Consider the following 23,298-nt stretch of genomic DNA (forward strand, 5'->3'; position numbering starts at 1 on the left):
ATGGCGCGCGGCCATCCGCTTATTGTTAACGACGGTGGGCGAGGCCGCGGACCAGACGGTCGCCGGCCATCTGCACGCCCTGCACCAGCGCGACCAGAATGAGCACGGTACCGAACATCACCTCGTTATTGAAGCGCTGATAGCCGTAGCGAATGGCCAGATCGCCCAGTCCGCCGCCGCCAATCACGCCCGCCATCGAAGAGAAGCCGATCAGCATAACGATGGTCAGCGTGATGCCTGCCACCAGCGTTGGCAGCGCTTCCGGCAGCAGCGATTTAAAGATCACGTGCCAGATATTACCGCCCATCGATAAAATCGCTTCGATACGCCCGTAATCCACTTCATCCAGCGCGTTCTCCGTCAGCCGCGCAAAGAACGGAAAGGCGCCAATGGTGACCGGAACCACCGCGGCGGTACTGCCGAGGGTGGTGCCAATAATCAGCCGGGTGAATGGGATCAGCGCGATCAGCAGCACGATAAACGGCAGCGAACGACCAAAGTTGATAATCGCGCCCAGCACGGCGTTGAGCTTCGGCATCGGCGCCAGGCCGTTGCGGCGTGAAACAAACAGCAGCACGCCGGTCGGCAGCCCGAGCAGCACGGTAAACAGCGCCGCCAGGCCGACCATATAAACGGTATCTACCGTGCCCTGAAGCAGCAGCGGCCAGAGATCTTCCCAACTCATGCTACTCCGCATAATGGCCTCCCGTGAAAACCGTGGCGAGCGAGGAAATCCTGCTCTGCCTGAGGATCGTGCAGCAGCGACTGCCGTAGCCGCGACCATGGCGCCACCAGCAAATCGGCAATTCTGCCGCTTTCAATAATCTCCCCGTGCTCCAGCAGCGCCGCGTGGTCGCAGAGGGTTTTCACCACTTCCAGCTCATGGGTGATCAGCACGATGGTGAGGTTCAGCTTTTGGTTGATATCCGCCAGCAGGCTGAGCACCGAGGCCGTGGTCTCGGGGTCGAGGGCGCTGGTGGCCTCATCGCACAGCAGCACATCCGGCCGCGCGGCCAGCGCGCGGGCGATCCCCACGCGCTGTTTTTGCCCGCCGGAAAGCTGTGACGGAAAGGCGGCGGCTTTATCCGCCAGCCCGACCAGTTCCAGCAGCTCCGCCACCCGCGCCTGGCGGGCGGCTTTCGGCACTTTGGCTATCTCCAGCGGCACCGCGACATTGTCGGCGACGCTGCGGGCGTGAAGTAAATTAAAGTGCTGGAAGATCATGCCGGTACGCAGCCGGTACTCGCGCAGCGCGGTTTTATCCATCCGGGTAATATCGTTCCCGTTCACAATAATGCGGCCCGACGTGGGCCGCTCCAGCAGATTCAGGCAGCGTATCAGCGTACTTTTGCCTGCACCGCTGCGGCCGAGGATGCCGTAAACGGCTCCTCTCGGCACCTGCAGAGAGACATCGTTTAGCGCCGGTCGGCCTGTTCCGGCATAGGTTTTACTCAGCCCGACAATCTCAATCATGACTGAGGAGCAACCGGGATCACCGAGCCGTTATACTGCTTACGAATAAATTCGGCGACCTGCGGCGAGGTGAGGTCTTTGGCCAGCGCCTTGATGCGCGGATCGTTCGCCAGCGCCGGCGTTGTCACCAGAATGTTGGCGTACGGGTTGTTGGTCGCGCTCTCCAGACCCAGCGCGTCTTTGGCCGGCACCAGCCCGGCTTCCAGCGCGTAGTTGCCGTTTATCACCGCCAGGTCAACGTCATCCAGCGACCGCGGGATCTGCGGTGATTCAATCTCAAGGATTTTCAGGTGCTTCGGGTTTTCCACGATATCTTTCGGCGTCGCCAGGGTGGTCGCCGGGTCGGTAAATTTTGCCGCCAGCTTAATCAAACCCTGATTTTGCAGCAGGAACAGCGCGCGGCTCAGGTTGGTGGTGTTATTCGGTACCGCCACGGTGGCGTTCTCGGGCAGCGATTTAAAATCTTTATGCTTGCGCGAATAGATCCCCAGCGGCTCAATATGGACGGTCGCCGCGACGGCGAAGGTTTTGCCCAGCGCTTTCTCCTGATCTTTCAGATAGGGGACGTGCTGGAAGTAGTTGGCATCGACATCGCCGTTGGCCAGCAGTTCGTTGGCGTTAACGCCGCTGGTGAGTTCGACGATTTTCAGGTCGAGGCTGGGATCGATCTTCTTAATGTAGTTAAGGATCTCGGCGTGCGGCACCGGGTCCGCGGCGACGCGCAGCGCGGCGGCCTGGGCGGAACTCCATGACAGAGAGAGAGACAGTGCAACCCCTGCCAGTTTAAATGCGGCATATTTCATCATCTTATTCCTTGTGTTGTTGTTATGTTTATACCCGTCATACTTCAAATTGCATGTGCGTTGGCTGCGCGCGCTCACCCGAATCACTTACCAGAGTAAGCTCATCAGGATTCACTGACTTGCCGCCTGCCTGCAACCCGAATTATTTAGGGTCTACACGATCAATTGCTCGGCGCGTTCGCGAAAAACATCCTGGTAGTAGCGCTCGGCGACATCAGGATGCGAACGCAGACGCCCTTTCAGGTAATTCCAGCCCACCTCGCGCAGCAGCGGGTTTTGCGGGTCGCTATCCGGTCCGAGGGCTTCGCGGGCCAGCTCGTCGGGCAGCGTGTAGACGGGGACCACGGCATCCAGCTGGGCGCCGAGGAAGAAAGCGATCGACAGCCGCTGCTGGTCGGCAGGCGGCGAAACGACCCGGTGCACCGTTGCCCGCAGATAGCCGTTGGTTGCCAGCTCCAGCAGCTCGCCGATATTCACCACAAAGCTGCCCGCCAGCGGGGTCGCGTCAATCCAGCGGTCAGGGGAGACTTCGACCTGCAATCCTTTCTGCTCATCCTGCAGCAGGAAGCTGAGGAAGCCGGAGTCCTTATGCGCGCCAACGCCCTGGGCGCTCTGGGTCTCCTGCTGGCCGGGATAGCGGATCAGCTTGATATGTTCATTGGGCTTATCGCCATACAGGCCATCGAAGGCATCCAGCGGCAGGCGCAGCGCTTCGGCGAAGGCGCGCAGCAGGGTGATCCCAACCTGGGTCATTTCCCGTTGCCAGGTCAGTAATGTGGGTTTGAGCGAGGGCAACGCCTCTGGCCAGAGATTCGGCCCCTGCAGGCGCTGCCAGCGCGGCGCGCGTTCGCTAAGCTGCAAGGCCGGGCGCTCGGCGCCGATATCGAACTGCTCGCGCCAGTCGGGTTGACCGCGGGTTAACTCAGAAGCGGCGCGGTTGTAGCCGCGAAAATGCGGAGAGTGAATCATTGCCACCCTCTGCTTTTGATCGTCGGGCAGGGCAAAAAAGGCGCGGGATTGCTGCTGCACGGCCTGCTGCAGCGACTCATCGACGCCGTGGTTGATCAGATAAAAGAAACCGATATCGCGGGCGGCATGGCGCAGGTCGGCGAGAAACGCCGCTTTTTCAGCGGGGTCCGCGTAGCGGGCCAGATCCAGTATCGGTAAGGTTGTCGCGTTCATTGTGTTCTCCGAAGGCGGTATTCAGGTGTTTTCGTCGATTCAGATTCAGGGTTCGGGGACAACAACAGCGCATGATCGATTCCTCAGTCGGGTGGTTGAAGCCAGCTTGCCTTAAGCGAAAATAATCAACCAATAACGTTCTTTTCTAATTTATGACCGTGGAGGGTTCTGTGCTTTTGCGAATTTTGGATAAGGGGGAGGCGGGGCTGTTGCGATTGGCGTCGGGAGCCAGTATGGTGAGCGAAATTTTTAATTCAGGTAAAGAGACGCAATGCAGCACCCAAACGATCCTCTGCACGGCATCACGCTGGAAGCGCTGTTAAACGCGCTGGTCGCGCAATATGGCTGGGCCGAACTGGCGAAACGCATCAACATCAACTGCTTTAAAAGCGAGCCGAGTATTAAGTCGAGCCTGAAGTTTTTACGCCGCACGCCGTGGGCGCGTAAAGAAGTGGAAGCGTTGTATATCGATTCGTTGTCCGATACCGATACGGCAAAAGCGGAAGCGCCGGCGGATAATCCGTGGGCACACTGGCAGAAAAAGTAAGGCGCGCAGCGGATAATTCCGCGCGCGCCCTGTGCTGTGTGTTACTGAAGATTGCCTGCAGTCAGGCTCTCTTTATCAAAGGCATGGCTGACATCAATATGATTCTGATGCACGGACGTGTCGATATTTGAACCTGCCTCCGGACGCGCAAAGCTATTCTCTGCGGCCATCGCCCCGGACGAAAGTGTAGCGGCTAACAGCAGTGCGGTGACTACGCCGATATTTTTCATATTCTGTTCCTTATTTCATCGTGTTGTCGCTGTCGCCTGTGTCTTCCGGCGGCCCGGCAATGTTGTCGATTTTATTTAGTCAGCTCAGCGGTCATATGCACGCGGTTATTGAACTGAGCGCTGGTGATTTTGTAAGAGGCGCCTTGCTCTGCGGCCTGAGCGGCAATTTTGGCTTCTGCGCGGTCCAGTGTGGAAGCGCTGGCGCTGATGCTCTGCGCAAAAGTACCGAAAGAGATCATAGAGAGTGCGGCAACTGCAACGAAAGTTTTGATGGATTTCATGGTCGTATTCCTTAAGCGTTTTGTCAGTGTTGGAGCGTTGTTGCCCCGATGTGATAAATAATAGTCCGACGAAGCGATGATTAAAATCGAAACAATTTGCTCTCATTGTTCAATAAATTTGAATGAAAATATCGGTTACCGCAATCCTGTTTTGCAAATAAGGTTTGATTACAATCAAGCCTCATTGTCATAACAAATATATAAAAAGTTATTTTTTGACTTTCGATAGATGATTTTCTTGTTTGCTATCATCTGAACGGCGGCAATATAGTTTTTGTACAGCAATAAATGCCGATGTGCGGCAAATAAACATTATTCACGAATATCTCATTATGATAACGCTCAATAAGATCAGTAAAAGCTTCTCCGGTGAAAGAGTGCTAAAAGAGGTATCTCTCAGCATTCATTCCGGCGAGATTATTTGCATTATTGGCCCCAGCGGCTCGGGGAAAACCACGCTATTACGTACGCTTAATTTCTTAGAGCCTGCCGATAGCGGGCAAATAAGAATAGATGATGTGGCGCTGGATTGCGCAAAAGCGGGAAAAAAGGAGATTGAAAAACTACGGTCAAAAACCGCTATGGTTTTTCAATCGTGGAATCTTTTTCATAACCTCACCGCACTGCAAAATATTACCGAAGGACTGATATACGCTAAAAAACGCCCGCGGCAGGAGGCACTGGCTATTGCTGAACGACTCTTAAAGCAGGTGGGGTTGCTGCATAAAAAAGACCACTATCCGCACAGTCTCTCCGGCGGCCAAAAGCAGCGTATCGGTATTGCGCGTGCGCTGGCCATTGACCCCGCCGTTCTGCTGCTGGATGAGCCGACCTCAGCCCTGGATCCGGAAAAAGTCGGTGAAGTGCTGGAGCTTATTCAGACCATTGCCGCCGCGGGCCAGACGATGATCATCGTGACCCACGAAATGGCGTTCGCCCGTCAGGTCGCTTCCCGGGTGGTATTTATGGAAAACGGCGAAATCGTTGAACAGGGCCCGGCGGAACAGATATTTGGCGCGGCGCAGCAGGGCCGAACCCGGGCGTTTCTTGCGCAACTGCACTATCATGCCTGAGGCTGATGATGAACAATAACCCGCTGTTTAGCTGGCAGGATATCGCCGGAATAGTGCCGAAGCTGCTGGAAAATTTACCCGTGACTCTCGGCATAACGCTGGCATCGCTGCTGCTTGGTTTAACGATCGCGCTGCTGATTGTGCTGCTGCAGTTTAGCCGCTTTACGCCGCTCAGCGCGGCGGCAAATGGGTATACCGACATTCTGCGCGGCGCGCCTCTGGCGCTGCTTATCCTGCTGTTTTTCTTCGGCGGCAAATTAATTTTGACCGCGCTGGCGCTGCCGCCGCTGTGGATTAGCGATACCACCTTTGCGGTGCTGTCTATTTCGGTCAGCATCAGTCCCTACTTTGCAGAAATGATGCGTTCAGCGTGGCGCGCGGTGGATAGCGGCCAGAAAGAGGCCATTATCAGCCTGAATATTCCCTGGCATCATGGAATACGGCGGATTATTTTCCCCCAGGGGCTTATTATTGCTATTCCCGTCTTTGGCAATCTTTTAATTAATCTCGTGAAAATGACCTCGCTGGTCAATATTATTGGTATTGTGGATGTTTTTGGGCGGGCACAAAAGATTTCGCAAAATAGCTACGGGGCTAAACAAGTCGCGGCATTTATTAGCGTTATTATCGTCTACTGGGTGCTGAATAGTATTATTCTCTATTTTACCACTCGTATTGAAAAGAAATATCAGTTCCTGCTGGAGTGATAAATTAACATGTTTAGCCTGGCGTTCATTCGCGACAATTTTACGTTTATTTTAAGCGCGCTGCCGGTCACCCTGACGATAACGTTATTATCCTTACTGTTTTCCACTTTGCTGGGCGCAGCGCTGGCGTGGGCGATTATTCGTCAGGTACCCGGCGTTCAATGGCTGGCGAGGGTATTCCTCTCCTTTGGCCGTTCGGTCCCGGTCCTGGTGATGCTGTATTTCTTTTTTTACGTCTGGCCGTGGATTGCCGCTGGACTGTTCGGCGGCCCGCAGGACACGATGTACCGCTATAAACTCTCGCCGCTGGCGGCGGCGGTCACCGCGCTGTCGCTGATCTTCAGCGCTTATTTCGCCGAAACCTTTCGCGCGGGATGGAATGCGGTTGATAAGGGGCAGCGCGAGGCCGCATGGTCAATCGGGCTAAGCGGATTCACGCAGTTCCGACGCATTATTTTTCCACAGGCGGCGGTATCCGCGCTGCCGAACTTTACCAGCGTGCTGATCGATCTGATTAAAGACACCTCGCTGGTTTACACCATCACCGTTGTTGATCTGATGGCGAAAGCCAATATCGCCGCCGCGCGCGGGTTTCATTTTGTCGAAGCCTACTGCGTCGTGCTGGTGATTTATATCGTGCTGTGCCTGGCGATTGCCAGAGCATTGCGCAGTGCAGAAAGGTTTCTGAGCGCCCGCTGGCAAGGAAACGCAGAAAAGAGTGTTCCACGGTTATCATTTTGGGGAAGGTATTTTGAAAAATAAAATTTTACTGGTGAGTGCGCTGGCGTTGGCAATGGGAATGAACGCCGCGCAGGCGGTTGAAAAAAGCGCAAACGCGAAAACGGTTGAGGTTGTCGTCAATGCTAACGGTTTTCCCTTTAGCTTTGTTGACGATAACAACAATATTACCGGTTACGATGGCGACCTGTTAAAGGTGCTGGACCAGCGTTTAACCGACTATACGTTTCATTTTAATGCGGTCTCGCGCGATGCGATGATCGTCGGCCTATCGACCGGCGCCTATACCCTCGCGGCGGATCACTTTTATCTCACCAAAGAGCGGGCGGAAAAATACGACCACTCCGGCGAGCCGACCGGGATCAGCGATTTGCGCCTGATTGTGCGTAACGATGAGAACGATATACATAATCTCGGCGATCTCGCCAGCGGGAAGAAAAAGCTGGTGCCGATTCATACCTCCGACGCCCGTTATACGGTGATTGAAAACTACAATAAAAAACATCCAGGCCAACAAATTAACCTGCAGCCCAACGGCGAGCAGTCCGCCGCCGATATCTTTAAAGCGGTAGCCTCCGGGGAGTACGATGCGGCGATTTACCCCATTGGCGCGCTGCTGGCGTTAAATAAGGCGCTAAATCTTAATCTGAAAGCGTCGGATTCCGTCGGCCTGTTTCCTAACGTCTATTTGTATAAAAAAAATACCGATCCGCAGCTAATCAAAGCGATTGACGCGCAGCTGGTTGCCCTGAAAAAGGACGGCACGCTCGCTGAGCTCTCGCGGAAATGGTACGCCGAAGATGTGTATGCCCTGCCGGGCGCCAGCGACGTGAAAGTGAATACCGACTGGGAATAAGCGCATGACGCAAATAAGCTCGGAACCGGCGCATAACGCCGCCACCTTAAACGATGAGGTGACCCTGGCGCTGCGCGCCATTACTGAAAAACGCGCGGCAACGATCGGTTACCTGTTGGACGAAAGCCGACAACGCCATATCGCGGATGATTCTGTCCGTGAAGCAATACGCCGCTATGGCCGCGATATCGGACATCAGCTGCGCGCGCAAATGCGCGATCGAAAAGATTTGCAGGAGTTTGCCGGGCTGTTTACCCGCGGTCTGGAATCTCAGGTTTATGAGATGGAGCCCGTTAGCGCCAGCCGGGACGAATTTATCGTCCTGTTTCACTACTGTCCCTATGTCAACTGCTGGCGGCAGCAGGGGCGAGGCGCCAGCGAAATTGAGACGCTGTGCGATATCTGCATGGAAGGCGATCGTGCGCTAACCGACGCGTTTCCGGGGCTGCATTTAGAGGTGCAGACCGCGCTGGCTCGCGGCGATGCCGCCTGTCGGCTGCGTTTTTATCAGGCAGAGGAGCGGGAGGGCGAATGGCAATCTTAACGTGGGACCACGCGGTCCAGTTTGTTAATCAGCCGGAAGCGGCGATTCAGGCGCTGAGCGGGCAACAGCTCAACGCGGTGGCCGGTGGACACCACCCGGGCTGGGGGACCAGGAATGCGCTGAGCTATTTCGGCCTGACCTATATCGAATTTCTGGCGATTGCCGATGATGCAGAGCTGCTTTCCGCCGCGGAGAAGTTTTTACTCTCCCGGGATGCGTCGCGGCTGCTGCCGGATAATGAAGCGCTGTATCGGGTGGCGCTGCGTAGCGACGATATTGAGCGCACGCATGCGGAGTTGCACGAGCAGGGCCTGCGGGTTTCGCCGATCGTCAACGGCCAGCGCGACGATCCGCAGGGCAACGTTATCCGCTGGCGGATCTTCACCATTGACGGCGATTTTGACGGCCTGGTCTATCCCTTCATTCTGCAATGGGGGGAAGAGGATGACGCCCGGTTGAGCCGCCTGCAGGCACAGGGTCTCGCTGCGCCGCATCCGCTGGGAGAGATTGAACTGCAGCGCGCGGTTTTCACGGTACAGCATCCTCAGGCGGTGCGCGACCGCTGGCAGCTGCTGTTTGGCTTTGCCCCGCAAGGCGAGCAGGGGCTGGCGGTGGGCGGTCGAGAGTTTCTTTTCCGTCAGGGCGCGGCGAACCAACTGACTGAACTGGTGCTTCGCGTTGCTGACCCGGCGCTCAAAGGCCGACGCTTTCGCGTTGGCAACGGCGAATATCTTTTTGAATAAGGAGTAAGACTCATGACCAGGGTCCATTTTATTGGCGCCGGACAGATGGCGGAGGCGATTATTCGCGCGTCATTAAGCCACGGTGCGCTGCGGGCGGACGCGATCTCGCTGGAGGATATCGACAGCGCGCGAGTCGAGGCTCTGCGCGCCCGTTATCGGCTGTCGGGCGACGGTGGCGTAAACGAGGCCTCTTTGCTGGTGCTGGGGATCCGTCCGCAGGACGATCTGGCGGGGGTGGCGAACCGCGTGCGCCCGCAGCTAAACGGCTCGACGACGGTGGTTTCTCTGATCGCGGGGGTGACCCTGGAAAAGCTGGCCTCCCTGTTTGGTGCGGCAACGCCGATTGCCAGGGCGATCCCCAATACCCTGACCGATACCGGATTTGGCTATAGCGGCGTAACCTTAAACCCCCACGCCAGCGCGGCTGAGATCGAGCCGTTTCTGCGCGGCTTTGGCAAAGTGCTGTATCTGCCTGAGCGGTTGATCGATATCTTTACCGGCTTTGGCGTCGCGGGCCCTAACTATATTTACTACTTTATTGAGTCCCTTACTGATGCCGGCGTGCTGGCGGGGCTGCCGCGGCCCCAGGCAACGGAGGTGGTGCTGGAAAACCTGCTCGGCGCGGTCGAGATGCTGCGCCAAAGCCAGAAGCATCCGCGCCAGCTTCTGGATATCAACAATTCCCCGGGGGGCGTCGGGATCCACGGTCTGTATGAGCTGAACAACAGCGATTTTGCCGCTGGGCTTCAGCGCAGCGTACTGGCGGCGGTCAGGCGCACCCGTGAACTGGGACAGCGCTAAAATCCTTCTTCCCGCGACAGATCGCGCAGCGCGCCCGGCGCCTTTCCGATAATGCGTTTAAAGGCGCGGCTGAAGGCGGCATGAGAACTGTACCCCAGCCTGAAGGCCACTTTTTCCAGCGCCTGACCCTCATGGGAAATGTACTGCACCGCGAGGCGCATACGCAGCTCGGTGAGATAGCGGGCGGGCGTGGTGCCGGTGGCGGAGAGGAAGCGTTCAGCAAATACCGAACGCGAGATTCCCGCCTCGCGGGCCAGATCCTCGACTTTCCAGTTAATGCCCGGCTGCTGATGCATCACGTAAATGGCTTTAGCCAGCTTAGGATCGCGCAGCACCTGTACCCAGCCGGTGGCGTTGCCGCAGCCGCACTCCACCCAGCCGCGGACAATCAGCGCGGCGACCACATCGGCCAGCCGCGCCAGAATGCCGGCGTAGCCCGCCTGTCGAGTGAGGCTTTCGCGTTCCATGGCCGCCAGCATCGGCGGGATCTCCGGACGGCTGGTCAGCAGGCTGCTGACCAGCATCACTTCGGGCATCGCTTTGACCAGCGGCTGCATACCGCCCAGCTCAAAGTCCATACAGGCGCTGAAGATAATGGCGCTGTCGCTTTTCGCGTCGTCGCAGGCGTTTTTGACGCAGCTTACCGAGCCGCAAACCGGTTCGCTGGGCAGTCTGGACACGTTAACCACCGTTGCCTGGTCATCGGAGAGCAGCACGTGACCATCGCCGTTCGGAATAAACAGCGCATCGCCGCTCTGCAGCATCAGGCGCTGACCGCTGACCATGCGCAGCAGTACCGGTCCCCGGCTGATAAAGTGGAACTGCGCTTTACCAGGTACGAAGCCGAATTCGACGCCAAAAGGACGGGAGGTTTCGATGCGGCGGTAGTTGACGCCGGAAAGGCGCATGCCGCGCAGAAGTTCGCTGGTGAGATCGAGGGCGTGCTGAGTCATAACATCATTCCCGGACGAATTATCAATAATCAAGGAGTATGCATCATAGATCGTCCGAACAGAACCGCCTAACCTTAACGAAATGTTAATTGTTCTGGAGAGATGTTTATGAGTTCCTGCATTGCAGCTGAAGAGAGCCAGACCAACGCCAGGCCCGCGTGGCGCGCCGTCTATGCGCTGGCGCTGGGGGTGTTTGGCCTGATTGTCGCCGAGTTTCTTCCTGCCAGTTTGTTAACGCCGATGGCGGCAAGCCTGGGCGTTAGCGAAGGTATGGCGGGGCAGGCGGTGACCGCGACGGCGCTGGTGGCGTTAGTTACCGGGCTGCTGATCACCACCGCGACGCGAAATATTGACCGCCGCTGGGTGCTGATGTTCTTCTCCGTTTTGCAAATTATCTCCAGCATGATGGTGGCCTTCGCCGGTTCGCTGGAGTTTTTGCTGCTTGGGCGCCTGCTGCTGGGGATCGCCATCGGCGGCTTCTGGTCGATGTCGACCGCGACCACCATGCGTCTGGTTCCGGCGGCGATGGTGCCGAAAGCGCTGGCGATTATCTTTTCCGCCGTTTCCATCGCGACGGTGGTTGCCGCGCCGCTGGGCAGCTATTTCGGCGCGCTGATCGGCTGGCGCAACGTATTTCTTATCTGTGCGCTGCCGAGTGTGGTTGCGCTGCTCTGGCAGCTGTGGGTTCTGCCTTCCATGCGTCCGGAGAGCGTCGGCAGCTTCGCTACCCTGTTTAAGGTGCTGCGTCGGCCAGGTATGATTGGCGGCATGCTCGCGACAATTCTGATTTTCAGCGGCCACTTCGCCTTCTTTACCTATCTGCGTCCGTTCCTCGAAACCGTGGCGCAGGCCAGCGTCGAAGGGGTTTCTCTGATCCTGCTCGGTTTTGGGGTAGCGAACTTTATCGGCACCTCGATTGCCGGACATCTGTTGGCCCGAAGCCTGCGCCTGACGCTGGCGCTGGTGCCGCTGGCAATGAGCGTGCTGGCGCTGATGATGGTAACGTTCGGCCACGTCGCGCTGCTGGACGGTCTGCTGGTGGCGATGTGGGGCTTTGCTTTTGGTCTGGTGCCGGTGGGCTGGTCGACCTGGCTTGCCACTACGGTGCCGGATGAAGCTGAAAGCGCGGGCGGCCTGCTGGTGGCGTCTATTCAGCTGGCGATTAGCGCCGGTGCGGCTGGCGGCGGTGCGGTATTCGATCTCAACGGCGCGAGCGGCGTTTTTGTCGGCAGCGGCGTGCTGCTGGTCAGCGCCATGGTGATAGTGCTGTTTGCGGTAAGAGTCAAGCCAGTCGTGAGCGAGGAGTAGGGCCTTTCAGGGCTACAGCACCGCAGATTGCTGTCAACCCGTAGCCCGGGTAAGGCGTTTACGCCGCAACCCGGGGAATATGCCGTGACGGGGTATTGTTGCGGCTTCTTCCCGGCTTGCGCTGCGCTTAGCCGGGCTACAGGGCCGCAGATTGCTGGTAACCCGTAGCCCGGGTAAGGCGTTTACGCCGCAACCCGGGGAATATGCCGTGACGTGGCATTGCTGCGGCTTCTTCCCGGCTCGCGCTGCGCTTAGCCGGGCTACCGGGCCGCAGATTGCTGGTAACCCGTAGCCCGGGTAAGGCGTTTACGCTGCAACCCGGGGAATATGCCGTGACGTGGTATTGCTGCGGTTTTTTCCCGGCTTGCGCTGCGCTTAGCCGGGCTACAAGGCCGCAGATTGTCGGTAACCCGTAGCCCGGGTAAGGCGTTTACGCCGCAACCCGGGGAATATGCCGTGACGGGGTATTGCTGTGGCTTCTTCCCGGCTTGCGCTGCGCTTAGCCGGGCTACCGGGCCGCAGATTGCTGGTAACCCGTAGCCCGGGTAAGGCGTTTACGCCGCAACCCGGGGAATATGCCGTGACGTGGTATTGCTGTGGCTTCTTCCCGGCTTGCGCTGCGCTTAGCCGGGCTACAAGGCCGCAGATTGCTGGTAACCCGTAGCCCGGGTAAGGCGTTTACGCCGCAACCCGGGGAATATTCCGCGACGTGGCATTGCTGCGGCTTCTTCCCGGCTTGCGCTGCGCCTGCCCGGGCTACAAGGCCGCAGATTGTCGGTAACCCGTAGCCCGGGTAAGGCGTTTACGCCGCAACCCGGGGAATATGCCGTGACGGGGTATTGCTGTGGCTTCTTCCCGGCTTGCGCTGCGCTTAGCCGGGCTACCGGGCCGCAGATTGCTGGTAACCCGTAGCCCGGGTAAGGCGTTTACGCCGCAACCCGGGGAATATGCCGTGACGTGGTATTGCTGTGGCTTCTTCCCGGCTTGCGCTGCGCCTGCCCGGGCTACCGGGCCGCAGATTGTCGGGAACCCGTAGCCCGGGTAAGGCGTTTACGCAGCAACCCGGGGAATATGCCGTGACGGGGTATTGCTGTGGCTTCTTCCCGGCTCGCGCTGCGCTTAGCCGGGCTACAAGGCCGCAGATTGCTGGTAACCCGTAGCCCGGGTAAGGCGTTTACGCCGCAACCCGGGGAATATGCCGTGACGTGGTATTGCTGCGGCTTCTTCCCGGCTTGCGCTGCGCTTAGCCGGGCTACAAGGCCGCAGATTGCTGGTAACCGTAGATACTGTGAACGCCTGCAACCATTTTTAGTTGCCGATACTTTCTCCGGCTCCCGGATGACAGGCACACCAACGACAGCACTCTCTGGTGCTGTCGTTTTTTCTCAGGGAACGTTGTTACGCTATCAACAGCTCATGCTGTGAGGCATCGAACGCCTTTCCTGACTTCAGTACTCCATAAGCCACCTGCGCCAGCTTTCGCATCATCGCCCCTATGATGACTTTTGCCCCCTTTCCGCTCTCTTCCAGCCTTTTCCTGAACGCTTTTCCCCACGCCGTATGGTACAGCGCCGATAACGCTGGCATGTATAACGCCTTGCGCAGTTGAACCGGCCCCGCTTTGCTCATCCGGCTCGCCCGCATCACGCTGCTGCCCGACTCATGCTGCACCGGCGTCAGTCCTGCATACGCCGCGAACTGCCGCGCTGTACCGAACTTCAGCCTCAGGCCCGTATACGCCAGCAGAACAGCCGCTGTTTTCTCCCCGATGCCCGGGATACTGTTCAGCAGCTTCCGCCGTCGTTTCATATCCGGGTCGTTATCCGTCAGGTCTTTTATCTGTTTTTCGATACGCGCCAGCTCCGCGCTCAGACATCCCAGCAGGATGTCAATGCTGGCCAGCTGAACCTCCGGCGCGGTTTCCCGCCGGTTTTTCTCCTGCGTCTGCATCTCTGTCAGCGCCTGATGCCTTAACACCAGGGCTTTCAGTGCCCGCTCTGTCGGATGAGGGGCCTCCCAGGCTGACGGGCGTTTTTCCCGGCAGAAGTGAGCCAGCATACGGGCGTCCACTTTGTCAGTTTTACTGCGCAACCCCTCACTCTGTGCGAAAGCTTTACTGAGGGCGGGGTTGATGATGGACACGGTATACCCGGCATCACTCAGATGCGCGGCCGCGTCTTCCATGTAGGTGCTGGTGGACTCCATGCAGACATGGGCACGGTTCACGTCATGGCCGCGAAGCCAGCGGACCAGCGCTTCGTGTCCGGAGAGGGTATTGTCAAATTTTTTACAGCGATGCCGGCCATCAGGGCGAAGAATATCGACATCCAGTTTAGCTTTGGCGACATCAATACCGATGAAGTGGAGTTCATTTTCCATAGTGAAACCAACCTTGCAAATACGGGTTACCGGTGAAAGCCGGTCCATGATACTGTCCGGTTTATCACATGAGAAAGAACGGCGGTCCGGTGCAAAGGATCTACGGAACAGGCGCGAAAGCCTAAGCCCGGACACGGCATCCGGACCGCCATCAGAGAGAACTGGCCGGTTCTTTCTGACGGAGTAATCATACAAGCCCGGACAGATGCGCAGCATCGCCTCCGGGGAGGGTGTTAACTCTCTTCGATATCGTCGAGCAGATGCTGAATCAGTAGCGGAATCGGCCGGCCGGAAGCGACGCTTTTACCGCCTTCGCGCCACAGCGCCGTGCCGCTGACGTCGAGATGGGCCCAGGGGATCTCCGGCGGGCAAAAATGGTGCAAAAGCCAGGCGGCGGAGGCGCTGATGGCCGCATTATTGCCGGGCGTATTGCACAGGTCGGCGATTGCGCTTTCGGTCTGCTTCTTCAGCCTGCTATCCAGCGGCAGCGACCAGACCTCATCCCCGCTTTTTATTCCTGCCCGGGTTAACCCCGCCCGCAGCGCGTCGCTTTGCGTCATCAAGCCGCTCAAGTCGTAACCCAGCGCCTTAACTACCGCGCCGGTAAGGGTCGCAATATCAATAATATAGTGCGCCTGCGGATGCCGCTGGCTCGCCCAGGCAATGGCATCGGAAAGCACCAGGCGGCCTTCAGCGTCGGTATTATTGATCTCTACCGTCAGGCCATTACAGGCCCGGGCGACGCTGCCCGGCTGCATAGCGGCGGGGCCAATCGCGTTTTCCGCCAGCGCCAGTACGCCCATTACCCGCACCGGTAGCGCCAGCTCGGCGATGCTCAGCATCAGGCCAAGGACGTTGGCCGCGCCGCACATATCGTACTTCATGGTGTACATCCCGGCGCCTTCCTTGAGCCACAGTCCGCCGGTATCAAAGGTGACGCCTTTACCGACGTAGCAGCGAACCGGGCCCTCGCTGACGCCATCATAATGAATCGCCAGCAGGCGCGGCGGGCGTTCAGCGCCTTTACCCACCGCATGCAGCAGGCCGAGCCCTTGTTCGACGATCGCTTTTTCATCCAGAACTTCGCAGCGCAGCGTGGGGATATCCGCGCACAGACGCCGGGCTTCTTCCACCACGTACTGCGGGGTACACTGCTCCGCAGGCAGATCCGCCAGCCGCCGCGCGGCGAGCATGCCGTGCGCCTTGGCCCGTTGACGATGGGCGAGGGTGTCCAGCGCCGACCGCTGTTCGGGTAAGGCATAGAGGGCGAGCTGGCGCAGGCGTGGCCTGGCGGCTTTCACCTGATGCAGGCCCAAATCATCAAGCTGCCAGTCGAGGTTAAACAGTTCGCGCAGCGCTTTGGTTAAAGCGCCGCTGCTCTCTTCCAGCGAAGCGTCGAGGATAAGCGTTTCGCTCACCGGCTTTTTGCATAGCGGCCGCAGCGCCTCGGCCAGGCCATCGTTCAGCATATCCCTCCACAGGGGGAGCGGAATGAGGGTGATGCGGGCGAAGGGGGAGCAGCCGAAGCGGGTATCCGCCACCTCGCCGCGGGCGGCCTGTTCCACCATTTCCGCGAGCAGGGGAACGGCATTGAGCGGGGCCTGGGCCAGCAGCGTACTGCCGGGCCAGGTCACCAGATGCGCGCCGGTGCAGGCGCTATCCAGTTGATTAATCAGACGATAATCTAGCATGGCTTACTCCTCGATGGGGGCGCGAATGCGTGCGGCATAGGCCTGCATCCATTCGTCGTCCACCGGCCGGTAATGGGTTTTCTCCCGAACGCGCTCGGCGCAGAACACGGTCAGCGGCTGCGTCGCGCTGGCGACGACAAAGGAGAAGGTTTTGATATTGGTGGCGGCGCCGAATTCGCCGCGCCGGTTCATGCACACCACCGAAAGGTCGCCCGCGCGGCCAAAGCGCGACATCAGTTTGTCTTCCAGCTCGCAGACCACCGAGTCCGCCGCCTGCTGCGGCGTCATTCCCTGGGCCATTCGCCGGACGATTTCGTAGCTGGTGCAGCCTTTCATCAGATCTTCACCGACGCCGGTCGCCGTGGCGGCGCCGGTCTCGCTATCGCAGTAGAAACCGGAGCCGATAATCGGCGAATCGCCCAGCCGCCCGCGCTTTTTCATAAACAGGCCGCTGGTGGAGGTGGCAACGCTCATGGAACCCTGTTTATCAAGGCCAATAATGCCCACGGTATCGTGGCCGTCGTAAGGACTGAGGCCCTTATCCAGCGTTTCGCGACAGCGCTTCCGGTAATGCTGCATCGCGCGTTCGGTCAGCATCGCTTTGGCGGCGAATCCCTGGCTTATGGCCCACTCTCTGGCGCCCTGGCCGACCAGCAGACTGTTGTAGCGCTGACGGCTCAGGGCGTGGGCGACTTTCACCGGGTTGGCAATATCCACCAGATTACCCACCGCGCCGAAGGCCAGGGTATCGCCATGCATAAAGGCGGCATCCAGTTCGACCTCGCCGTTTTCCGTCGGCAGGCCGCCGTAGCCCACCGATTTGTACAGCGGAAAATCTTCTACCGCCGCCACCGCATTGACCACGGCGCTGGCGGTATCAGCGCCGGATGCCAGCGCCGCCGCGGCTTCGGTTACGCCTTCCAGCGCCATTCGCCAGGTGGCAATCATTCCCCACATTGGTTTACTCCTGTTTTGCAAGCGTGTTGTCCGTTTCAGCACGGGCGGTGACTTCCGCCGCGCGATACTGCTTATCGACGATGCGCATGAAGGGCAGGTACAGCATGGCGCCAATCAGCAAATTGAGGATCTGCATCACGCTGCCGCTAAGATGCCCGGTGACGATAAAACCGCTGATCACCGGCGGCAGCGTCCAGGGGATAAAGACGCCGGTGGTGACGGCCACCGCGCCGATCTTCATCGCCGCGTACTGCACCGTGACCAGCACCAGCGGCACGAGGTTAAACGGAATCAGCATAATCGGGTTCATGATCACCGGCAGGCCGAAGAGGATGGGTTCGTTGATATTAAAAATGGAGGCGCCGGCGCCGAGGCGGGCAACTTCGCGCATATTTTTGCTGCGGGCGAAAATCAGCATCGCTATCACCAGCGACAGCGTTGCGCCCGCGCCGCCCATCCAGATCATATCGAAGAACTGCTCGGTGATAATGTGCGGCGGGGTGACGCCGGCCTGGATAGCGGCGATGTTGTCGGTCTGATTTTCCATCCACAGCGGACGAATGATGCCGTTGATCATCGAACCGGAGTTAATGCCGACCGACCACAGAATGGTAATGCTGAAAACGGTCATCAGCGCGCCGAAGTAGGAGGTACCGTAATGGCGTACCGGCGAGGCGACGACCTCATAAATAAACTGGTGGATGGTGGCGTAGTGCGTGTGCGCAAACCCGATGCGAACCGCCAGGATCAGAATCATCACCAGCAGCGCCGGGATCAGCGCGGCGAAAGACTCCTGCACGGCGGGCGGAACGCCGTCCGGCATCTTAATCACCAGCTTTTTGCGTTTTAGCCAGCAGAAGAGTTCGGTCCACAGCAGCGAACCGATCATCGCGACGAATAAACCTTTGGTGCCGATCCACTCCACGGGGATCACCGTGATGCCGCCGTTTTCTGCGACCTTAATGAACGGCGTGAGGATCAGAAACCCCACCAGCGAGAGGATGCCGCAGGAGATGCGGTCATCGCCGTAGTGCTCCGCCAGACGGTAGGCCACCAGGAAGCTGATAAACAGCGACATTGTGGAAAATACCGCGTTGAACGGGATTTCGATAATTGCGCTCCAGCTCGCGCCGAAGGTGCTGGCCATAAACTGCTGGTAGCTCTGATTGGGGAACGACGAAATCACCAGCAGAATGGAACCGACAATAATAAAAGGCATGAATGAAACGTAGGCGCCGCGAATAGCGCCGAGGTGACGCTGCTGAGCGGTTTTCGCCGCCAGAGGCATCAGTTTGGCTTCAAGAAATCCCAGAACATTGTTCATTGTGAACTCCGTACAAGATCGACAGGGCTGTGTGTGTTATCTATGGCGGATTATGAGAGAAAGCGGTGGGCTGAAAGGTGAAGCGGTTCACATTGTATTCTCTGCAATAATATATATCTCATATGATTAGTTATATTTCCTGTAGAGGATCGTATGGAAATTAAGCTGCACGCTAATGCCACCACCACCCCCAGAACCCGTAAATATCTTCAGGAATCGACGAAAAGCGACCGGGAACTGGCGCAGGAACTGGGGATTTCCATTACTACGGTTCGCCGCTGGCGCAACCGCAGCCAGATTTCCGATAACCACACCACGCCGCATTTGATACACAAAGTACTGAGACAAGAGCAGGAGATCCTCATTAACGCCCTCCGCGATGCGCTGCGCGCCCCGCTGGACGAACTGCTGTTTATGGTGAATGAGGGTCTGGGCATCGCTATTTCCCGCGCCACGCTAAACCGCTATCTGCGTCCGGCCCATGAAGGACGGAAAAATGCCGCGCTGCAGGGGAAAAAAGCGTTAAAGGCGGGAATGCGCGCGGATACCCTGACGCTGCACTATCGCCAGCTGGCGCTGTCGATGGACGACGGCGGTGAACATCATCTGCTCTGGGCGCAGGAGCCGATCAGCGGCTGGTGCTTTGGCCGCATCTATAGCGGGATCTCTCCCGCGCTGGTCGATAGCTGGCTGACCGAGGCGCTGAACGCCTGTCCGGCGCGTATACAATGTCTTGAGATTTATGTTCATAAAGGCTTTCAGCCCGCGCGCGCGGATCTCTCTTGCCGGACGGTGGCGATGGCGGAGCGCGGAGCGGTACAGCTCAGCGAACGATTAGCCGACGTTATTCCGGCGCTGGATGAACCGGACGCGACGCTGCAGCGGCTGTGCGCGCTGTGGAACCGGGGACGGGCGCAAAAAAAGCTGGGCGACACGACGCCCCAGGGCTTTCTTGAGTCGTTGAATCAGAACTAACGGTGGCGTCGGAGGCAGGCACGGCAGCCGCGTTTTGCCCGGGCCCCAGAATCTCTGCGACAGCAAAAGAGAGCGCGTTTTTTGTTGGGCCACGCCAGCGGCCCTGGAGGGTCAACCGTTTCGCAGGCCATCAATCGCGCTGTCGCTCAGCAGCATAACCGTTTTTACGCTGACGCTGATCCTGTCGATAATGGCCTGTCGCGGGCCTTCGCGCCAGGCGGGGCTGCTGTAGAAGCGCGCCTGGGATGCGTTTAAATGCGTCAGGTCCTCATAGGCCCGGATCAGGTAATAAGCGTCGTTGTCATCAACTGAATTGCCGAAGGAGACGATATCCATTCCGGCGGCGCGATGACAGGGGGCGCTTTGTTCCTTCATTATCCGGTGAAACTCGTTCCCGGTCCCCGGTTTAAGGGTGTAAAGCAAAAACTCTACCGTTTTCATCCTGACGTTTCCTGTTCACATTCACTGAGTTTGCTGCAAGAGAGCACTGTCCGGCTATTAGAACAACTCCCCGTGGTTTTGTCGCTTCTCTTTGCCATGACGGCAGCGCGGGTTGCATTTCTTATCTCTTTTTTGATATGTTATATCATAACATTTATGGCATTATAAAATATGTGACTATTTACCTTTCTTTTTAAATGATAATGATTATCATCACTACCTGCCGATCAAAATTCAAAAGAGCGCGTGTTTCGCTCATCCACGCTGAAGAGAGAGGGAGAGGCGGCTAATGGAGGAGAGTTTGACAAAGAGTGGAAAAGCCGATGATCCCGTGCTTAGCGTCAATATCGCATCATTACCGCGGCCCGGCGGCGGGGAAATGCTCTCCGGCATTCATTTCAGCGCCGGTAAAGGAGAGTGTCTGGCCGTCATTGGACCCAACGGCAGCGGGAAAACCACTTTATTACGCGCGATAGATTGCCAACTGCCGTCGCGGGAGGGCGACGTTCGGTTATATGGCCGCTCCATTGCCGCATTAACCCGGCAGCAGCGAGCCCGGCAGATCGCGGTGCTTGCGCAGAATGATACCCCCGACCTGCGTCTGGCGCTTGAGGATTATGTCGCCCTCGGGCGGATTCCCCACGCCCGGGATATGTCGCGTCGCGAACACGACATCATCGTAACCCGCGCGATTAACGATACGGGATTGCAGAGGCTGCGCAAGCGACCGCTCTCCGCGTTATCCGGTGGTGAGAGACAACGGGCGGCGCTGGCGCGGGTACTGGCCCAGGCGCCAAAACTGCTGCTGCTGGATGAGCCCACCAACCACCTTGATCCCCACGGCAGAGTGGAGCTGCTGTCATTAGTGAAAAGCCAGGGAATCACGGTCGTTGCGGTATTGCACGATCTTTCCCTGATTGACGCCTTTGCCGATCGGGTTTTGCTTTTATCGCAAGGGCGCGCCGTGGCCTGGGATGTGCCGGAGCGCGTGCTTGTTTCACAACGGCTTTACCCGGTCTTCGGCTTGACCAGCTTTACCGTACCGCATCCCATGACCGGGAAGGCGCTGCGGATTTTTGAGGTGCCAGGCTATGCCTGATAAATTACCGGAGGATAACGCAGCATGAATAAATGGTTTGCAGGGTCGATAGCGTTTCTTTTTATTTCAGCGGCGAACGCGGCGGATTTTCCCGTCACGATTGACAGCTGCGGAACGCCGGTGACCTTCACTCAGGCGCCGAAAAGGGCGGTCATCCACGACCTTAATATGTCTGAAATGGCTTTTGCTCTCGGGTTGCAGGACCGCATCGTTGGCTTAACCGGCATTACCGGATGGTACAAAATGACCCCGGAATTTAAACATCAGATGGGATCAATTCCCGAGCTGGCGCCGAAATATCCCTCTCTGGAGACGCTGCTGGCGGCAAATCCTGATTTCTTTTTCGCCGGCTGGAATTACGGCATGAAGGTCGGCGGGGAGGTCACGCCTTCCGTGCTCGAAACATACGGCATCAAAACCTTTGTGCTGAGCGAGAGCTGCGTCTTTACCGCCTCTCAGAAACAAAAAGCGAGTATGGACCTGCTGTATAACGATGAGCTGACGCTGGGTAAGATTTTTGGCAAGCAGCCCGAGGCCCGTACGCTGGTCGACGGCTGGAAAAAAACGCTGAATGCGCTGCCTAAGCCGCCTCAGGGCGTGCAGCCATTAAAGGTGTTTGTCTATGATTCCGGCGAAGATAAGCCCTTTACCAGCGGACGGTACGCCATGCCGACCGCGATTATCGAAGCGGCGGGAGGGAAAAACGTGATGGACGACCTGGAGATGAGCTGGGGGACCACCTCCTGGGAGAGCGTGGCGACGGCGGAACCCGATTTTATTATTCTTCTCGATTATCAGAGCGGCAGCGGCGCTGATTCGCTGCGCCGTTTCCTCGAAAATCATCCGTTAATGAAACAGACGCCGGCGGTGAAGCAGCAGCGTTATTTGAAGCTGCAATATGCTGAGTTGACGCCCGGCCCGGCGAATATCAACGCGGCCGAAAAGCTGGCTCATGCGATGTATCCTGCGGCCCACCAATGAGCGGGACTCACTGTCGCTACTACTGGGCCGCGTGGGGGGCGCTGCCGTTATTAGCCGGCTTGATGCTGCTCAGCGTGGCTAAAGGCAGCGTGCCGCTGTCGCTTACCCAGGTTCTCGGCGCCTTGCGGCTGCTGGATGTGCCGGTTTCGGAGATGATCGGACGTATTGTCATTGATTTGCGCGTGCCAAGAACGCTGCTGGCGGTGCTGGCGGGCGCGGTGCTGGCCATCGTGGGCGGTCTACTACAGACCACCACGCGCAACGATCTGGCCGATCCTTTTTTATTCGGGCTTTCCTCCGGCGCATCGGCGGGAGCGGTACTGGTAATCACCCGATTCGGTGAGCGGCTTGGCGCGCTGACGCTGCCGGTGTCGGCATTCGTTGGCGGCATCTGCTCGGCGGTGGCGGTGATGCTGCTGTTTCATTTTAAAAAGCAGCGTGGCGCAGAGCACCTGGTGATCTGCGGGTTGGCGATCTCCTTTTTATTCGGCGCGCTGACCAGCTATCTGATTTTCTCGGGCGACCAGCGGGCCGCCAGCTCGGTGCTGTTCTGGTCGCTGGGTGGGCTCGGTCTGGCGCGCTGGGATAATTTGCTCTACGCCCTGTTCAGTCTGCTGCTTCTCGGCGCATTCATACTCCTGCGCTGGCGCTCCCTGGATGGCTTACTGGCAGGTGAGCAGACCGCGCAGTCGCTGGGCATTAACGTTACCCGCCTGCGAATGGAGGTGTTTTTCTGCTGCGCGTTAGCAACGTCGCTGCTGGTGGCCCTGACCGGGGTGATTGGCTTTATCGGCCTGATGGTGCCGCATATGTGCCGCTATTTTTCTGGCGTAAAACATCTGCTGCTGCTTCCTTTATGCGGCCTGTGGGGCGCGGTGCTACTGTGCGGCGGCGATATCGTCAGCAGGACGCTGCTGGCTCCGCAGGAGCTGCCTATCGGGATCATTACGGCCGGCATCGGCGGACTCTTCATTATTATTCTGCTGGCCAGAAACCGTTCATAAACTGAGTCGCGCCGGGTCGCTGCCTGGCGCAGACTTAAACGAAGGGCAAACAAATGCCCGGAAGTCAGCGCGCGCATGCGCTTCGGTTCATGCGCAATTTCCTCATTGGTAGTTTTATCTTTTGATAAATTAATTTTTTCAATGTTATTCGTTAAGTATCATCTTTGTCGTAGAGTGATATGCTGCTGATTTCTCTTTAACCGATGTC

General features: G+C 57.9%; 25 protein-coding genes. 13 read left to right on the forward strand and 12 right to left on the reverse strand.

The features are described from left to right. Positions 1-25: 25 nt before the first annotated feature. The 4 genes from MKleb_RS12855 to MKleb_RS12870 form a co-directional block, all read right to left on the reverse strand. Positions 26-685 carry a methionine ABC transporter permease gene (locus MKleb_RS12855; protein ID WP_014229468.1) on the reverse strand — a complete coding sequence of 220 codons (660 nt, stop codon included), beginning with the start codon at positions 683-685 and terminating at the stop codon, positions 26-28. After that, positions 682-1,473: a methionine ABC transporter ATP-binding protein gene (locus MKleb_RS12860; RefSeq protein WP_077254590.1), complete on the reverse strand. Its 792-nt coding sequence runs from the start codon at positions 1,471-1,473 to the stop codon at positions 682-684. Before MKleb_RS12860 ends, MKleb_RS12855 begins: the two co-directional genes overlap by 4 nt. Further along, positions 1,470-2,276 (reverse strand): MetQ/NlpA family ABC transporter substrate-binding protein, encoded by an 807-nt coding sequence (locus tag MKleb_RS12865; protein WP_025105729.1) that lies wholly within the window; start codon positions 2,274-2,276, stop codon positions 1,470-1,472. The genes MKleb_RS12860 and MKleb_RS12865 overlap by 4 nt, the downstream gene beginning before the upstream one ends. A gap of 153 nt (positions 2,277-2,429) precedes the next feature. Further along, positions 2,430-3,458 carry an isopenicillin N synthase family dioxygenase gene (locus MKleb_RS12870; RefSeq protein ID WP_004851112.1) on the reverse strand — a complete coding sequence of 343 codons (1,029 nt, stop codon included), beginning with the start codon at positions 3,456-3,458 and terminating at the stop codon, positions 2,430-2,432. Between the two features lie 271 nt (positions 3,459-3,729). Between MKleb_RS12870 and MKleb_RS12875 the strand changes: the two genes are divergently transcribed. Continuing rightward, positions 3,730-4,005, forward strand: a complete 276-nt coding sequence (locus MKleb_RS12875; protein ID WP_025105728.1) for a VF530 family protein — start codon at positions 3,730-3,732, stop codon at positions 4,003-4,005. Between the two features lie 41 nt (positions 4,006-4,046). Here the strand turns inward: MKleb_RS12875 and MKleb_RS12880 are convergent, their stop codons facing one another. Both MKleb_RS12880 and MKleb_RS12885 read right to left on the reverse strand, forming a co-directional pair. After that, positions 4,047-4,235, reverse strand: coding sequence for a hypothetical protein (locus MKleb_RS12880; protein WP_004134116.1), 189 nt, complete (start codon positions 4,233-4,235; stop codon positions 4,047-4,049). 71 nt (positions 4,236-4,306) lie between these two features. Beyond that, positions 4,307-4,516 (reverse strand): YdgH/BhsA/McbA-like domain containing protein, encoded by a 210-nt coding sequence (locus MKleb_RS12885; protein ID WP_004102265.1) that lies wholly within the window; start codon positions 4,514-4,516, stop codon positions 4,307-4,309. Between the two features lie 332 nt (positions 4,517-4,848). On the opposite strand from MKleb_RS12885, the gene MKleb_RS12890 reads away from it, so the two are divergent. The 7 genes from MKleb_RS12890 to MKleb_RS12920 are packed head-to-tail and all read left to right on the forward strand — an operon-like array spanning position 4,849 to position 9,978. Beyond that, positions 4,849-5,589, forward strand: a complete 741-nt coding sequence (locus MKleb_RS12890) for an amino acid ABC transporter ATP-binding protein (protein WP_014229462.1) — start codon at positions 4,849-4,851, stop codon at positions 5,587-5,589. Between the two features lie 8 nt (positions 5,590-5,597). Continuing rightward, the gene (locus MKleb_RS12895; protein ID WP_014229461.1) at positions 5,598-6,296 is read left to right on the forward strand and encodes an ABC transporter permease subunit; all 699 of its coding nucleotides are present in this window, start codon (positions 5,598-5,600) and stop codon (positions 6,294-6,296) included. A 9-nt stretch (positions 6,297-6,305) separates the two neighbouring features. Beyond that, on the forward strand, positions 6,306-7,058 hold the full coding sequence (locus tag MKleb_RS12900; RefSeq protein WP_025105727.1) for an amino acid ABC transporter permease: 753 nt from the start codon (positions 6,306-6,308) through the stop codon (positions 7,056-7,058). After that, positions 7,048-7,890: a transporter substrate-binding domain-containing protein gene (locus MKleb_RS12905; protein ID WP_014229459.1), complete on the forward strand. Its 843-nt coding sequence runs from the start codon at positions 7,048-7,050 to the stop codon at positions 7,888-7,890. The genes MKleb_RS12900 and MKleb_RS12905 overlap by 11 nt, the downstream gene beginning before the upstream one ends. A gap of 4 nt (positions 7,891-7,894) precedes the next feature. After that, positions 7,895-8,434, forward strand: a complete 540-nt coding sequence (locus MKleb_RS12910) for an L-2-amino-thiazoline-4-carboxylic acid hydrolase (protein WP_025105726.1) — start codon at positions 7,895-7,897, stop codon at positions 8,432-8,434. Next, positions 8,422-9,177 (forward strand): VOC family protein, encoded by a 756-nt coding sequence (locus MKleb_RS12915; protein WP_025105725.1) that lies wholly within the window; start codon positions 8,422-8,424, stop codon positions 9,175-9,177. Before MKleb_RS12910 ends, MKleb_RS12915 begins: the two co-directional genes overlap by 13 nt. A gap of 12 nt (positions 9,178-9,189) precedes the next feature. Continuing rightward, entirely contained in the window at positions 9,190-9,978 is a 789-nt protein-coding gene (locus MKleb_RS12920) for a pyrroline-5-carboxylate reductase family protein (RefSeq protein ID WP_025105724.1), read from the forward strand. On the opposite strand, the gene MKleb_RS12925 is transcribed toward MKleb_RS12920, so the two are convergent. Further along, positions 9,975-10,931, reverse strand: a complete 957-nt coding sequence (locus MKleb_RS12925; RefSeq protein ID WP_014229455.1) for an AraC family transcriptional regulator — start codon at positions 10,929-10,931, stop codon at positions 9,975-9,977. The two genes, MKleb_RS12920 and MKleb_RS12925, sit on opposite strands and share 4 nt — an antisense overlap. A gap of 108 nt (positions 10,932-11,039) precedes the next feature. Here MKleb_RS12925 and MKleb_RS12930 point away from each other — a divergent pair, with 108 nt between their 5' ends. After that, positions 11,040-12,239: an MFS transporter gene (locus tag MKleb_RS12930; protein ID WP_014229454.1), complete on the forward strand. Its 1,200-nt coding sequence runs from the start codon at positions 11,040-11,042 to the stop codon at positions 12,237-12,239. Positions 12,240-13,637: 1,398 nt separating this feature from the next. Here MKleb_RS12930 and MKleb_RS12935 read toward each other — a convergent pair. From MKleb_RS12935 to celB, 4 genes are all read right to left on the reverse strand, one after another. Continuing rightward, positions 13,638-14,618, reverse strand: coding sequence for an IS110 family RNA-guided transposase (locus tag MKleb_RS12935; protein ID WP_108703487.1), 981 nt, complete (start codon positions 14,616-14,618; stop codon positions 13,638-13,640). A gap of 233 nt (positions 14,619-14,851) precedes the next feature. Further along, entirely contained in the window at positions 14,852-16,309 is a 1,458-nt protein-coding gene (locus tag MKleb_RS12940; protein WP_217076723.1) for a leucyl aminopeptidase family protein, read from the reverse strand. Positions 16,310-16,312: 3 nt separating this feature from the next. Further along, complete coding sequence (locus MKleb_RS12945; protein WP_009652191.1) at positions 16,313-17,266, reverse strand: N(4)-(beta-N-acetylglucosaminyl)-L-asparaginase; 954 nt, start codon at positions 17,264-17,266, stop codon at positions 16,313-16,315. A 4-nt stretch (positions 17,267-17,270) separates the two neighbouring features. Then, positions 17,271-18,590, reverse strand: a complete 1,320-nt coding sequence (celB, locus tag MKleb_RS12950; RefSeq protein ID WP_025106262.1) for a PTS cellobiose transporter subunit IIC — start codon at positions 18,588-18,590, stop codon at positions 17,271-17,273. A gap of 153 nt (positions 18,591-18,743) precedes the next feature. Between celB and MKleb_RS12955 the strand changes: the two genes are divergently transcribed. After that, on the forward strand, positions 18,744-19,565 hold the full coding sequence (locus MKleb_RS12955) for a hypothetical protein (RefSeq protein ID WP_025106263.1): 822 nt from the start codon (positions 18,744-18,746) through the stop codon (positions 19,563-19,565). A 111-nt stretch (positions 19,566-19,676) separates the two neighbouring features. Here the strand turns inward: MKleb_RS12955 and MKleb_RS12960 are convergent, their stop codons facing one another. Beyond that, on the reverse strand, positions 19,677-20,006 hold the full coding sequence (locus MKleb_RS12960) for an NIPSNAP family protein (protein ID WP_025106264.1): 330 nt from the start codon (positions 20,004-20,006) through the stop codon (positions 19,677-19,679). Between the two features lie 289 nt (positions 20,007-20,295). On the opposite strand from MKleb_RS12960, the gene MKleb_RS12965 reads away from it, so the two are divergent. From MKleb_RS12965 to MKleb_RS12975, 3 genes are read left to right on the forward strand one after another with little or no spacing between them, the layout of a single operon-like run. Further along, positions 20,296-21,105: an ABC transporter ATP-binding protein gene (locus MKleb_RS12965; RefSeq protein WP_025106265.1), complete on the forward strand. Its 810-nt coding sequence runs from the start codon at positions 20,296-20,298 to the stop codon at positions 21,103-21,105. A 24-nt stretch (positions 21,106-21,129) separates the two neighbouring features. Beyond that, the gene (locus MKleb_RS12970) at positions 21,130-22,086 is read left to right on the forward strand and encodes an ABC transporter substrate-binding protein (protein ID WP_025106266.1); all 957 of its coding nucleotides are present in this window, start codon (positions 21,130-21,132) and stop codon (positions 22,084-22,086) included. After that, entirely contained in the window at positions 22,083-23,090 is a 1,008-nt protein-coding gene (locus tag MKleb_RS12975; protein WP_217076725.1) for a FecCD family ABC transporter permease, read from the forward strand. Before MKleb_RS12970 ends, MKleb_RS12975 begins: the two co-directional genes overlap by 4 nt. Positions 23,091-23,298 lie beyond the last annotated feature (208 nt).

Origin of the sequence: Klebsiella sp. PL-2018 (assembly GCF_019048985.1) — a bacterium.
Classification (GTDB): Bacteria; Pseudomonadota; Gammaproteobacteria; order Enterobacterales; family Enterobacteriaceae; genus Klebsiella; species Klebsiella michiganensis.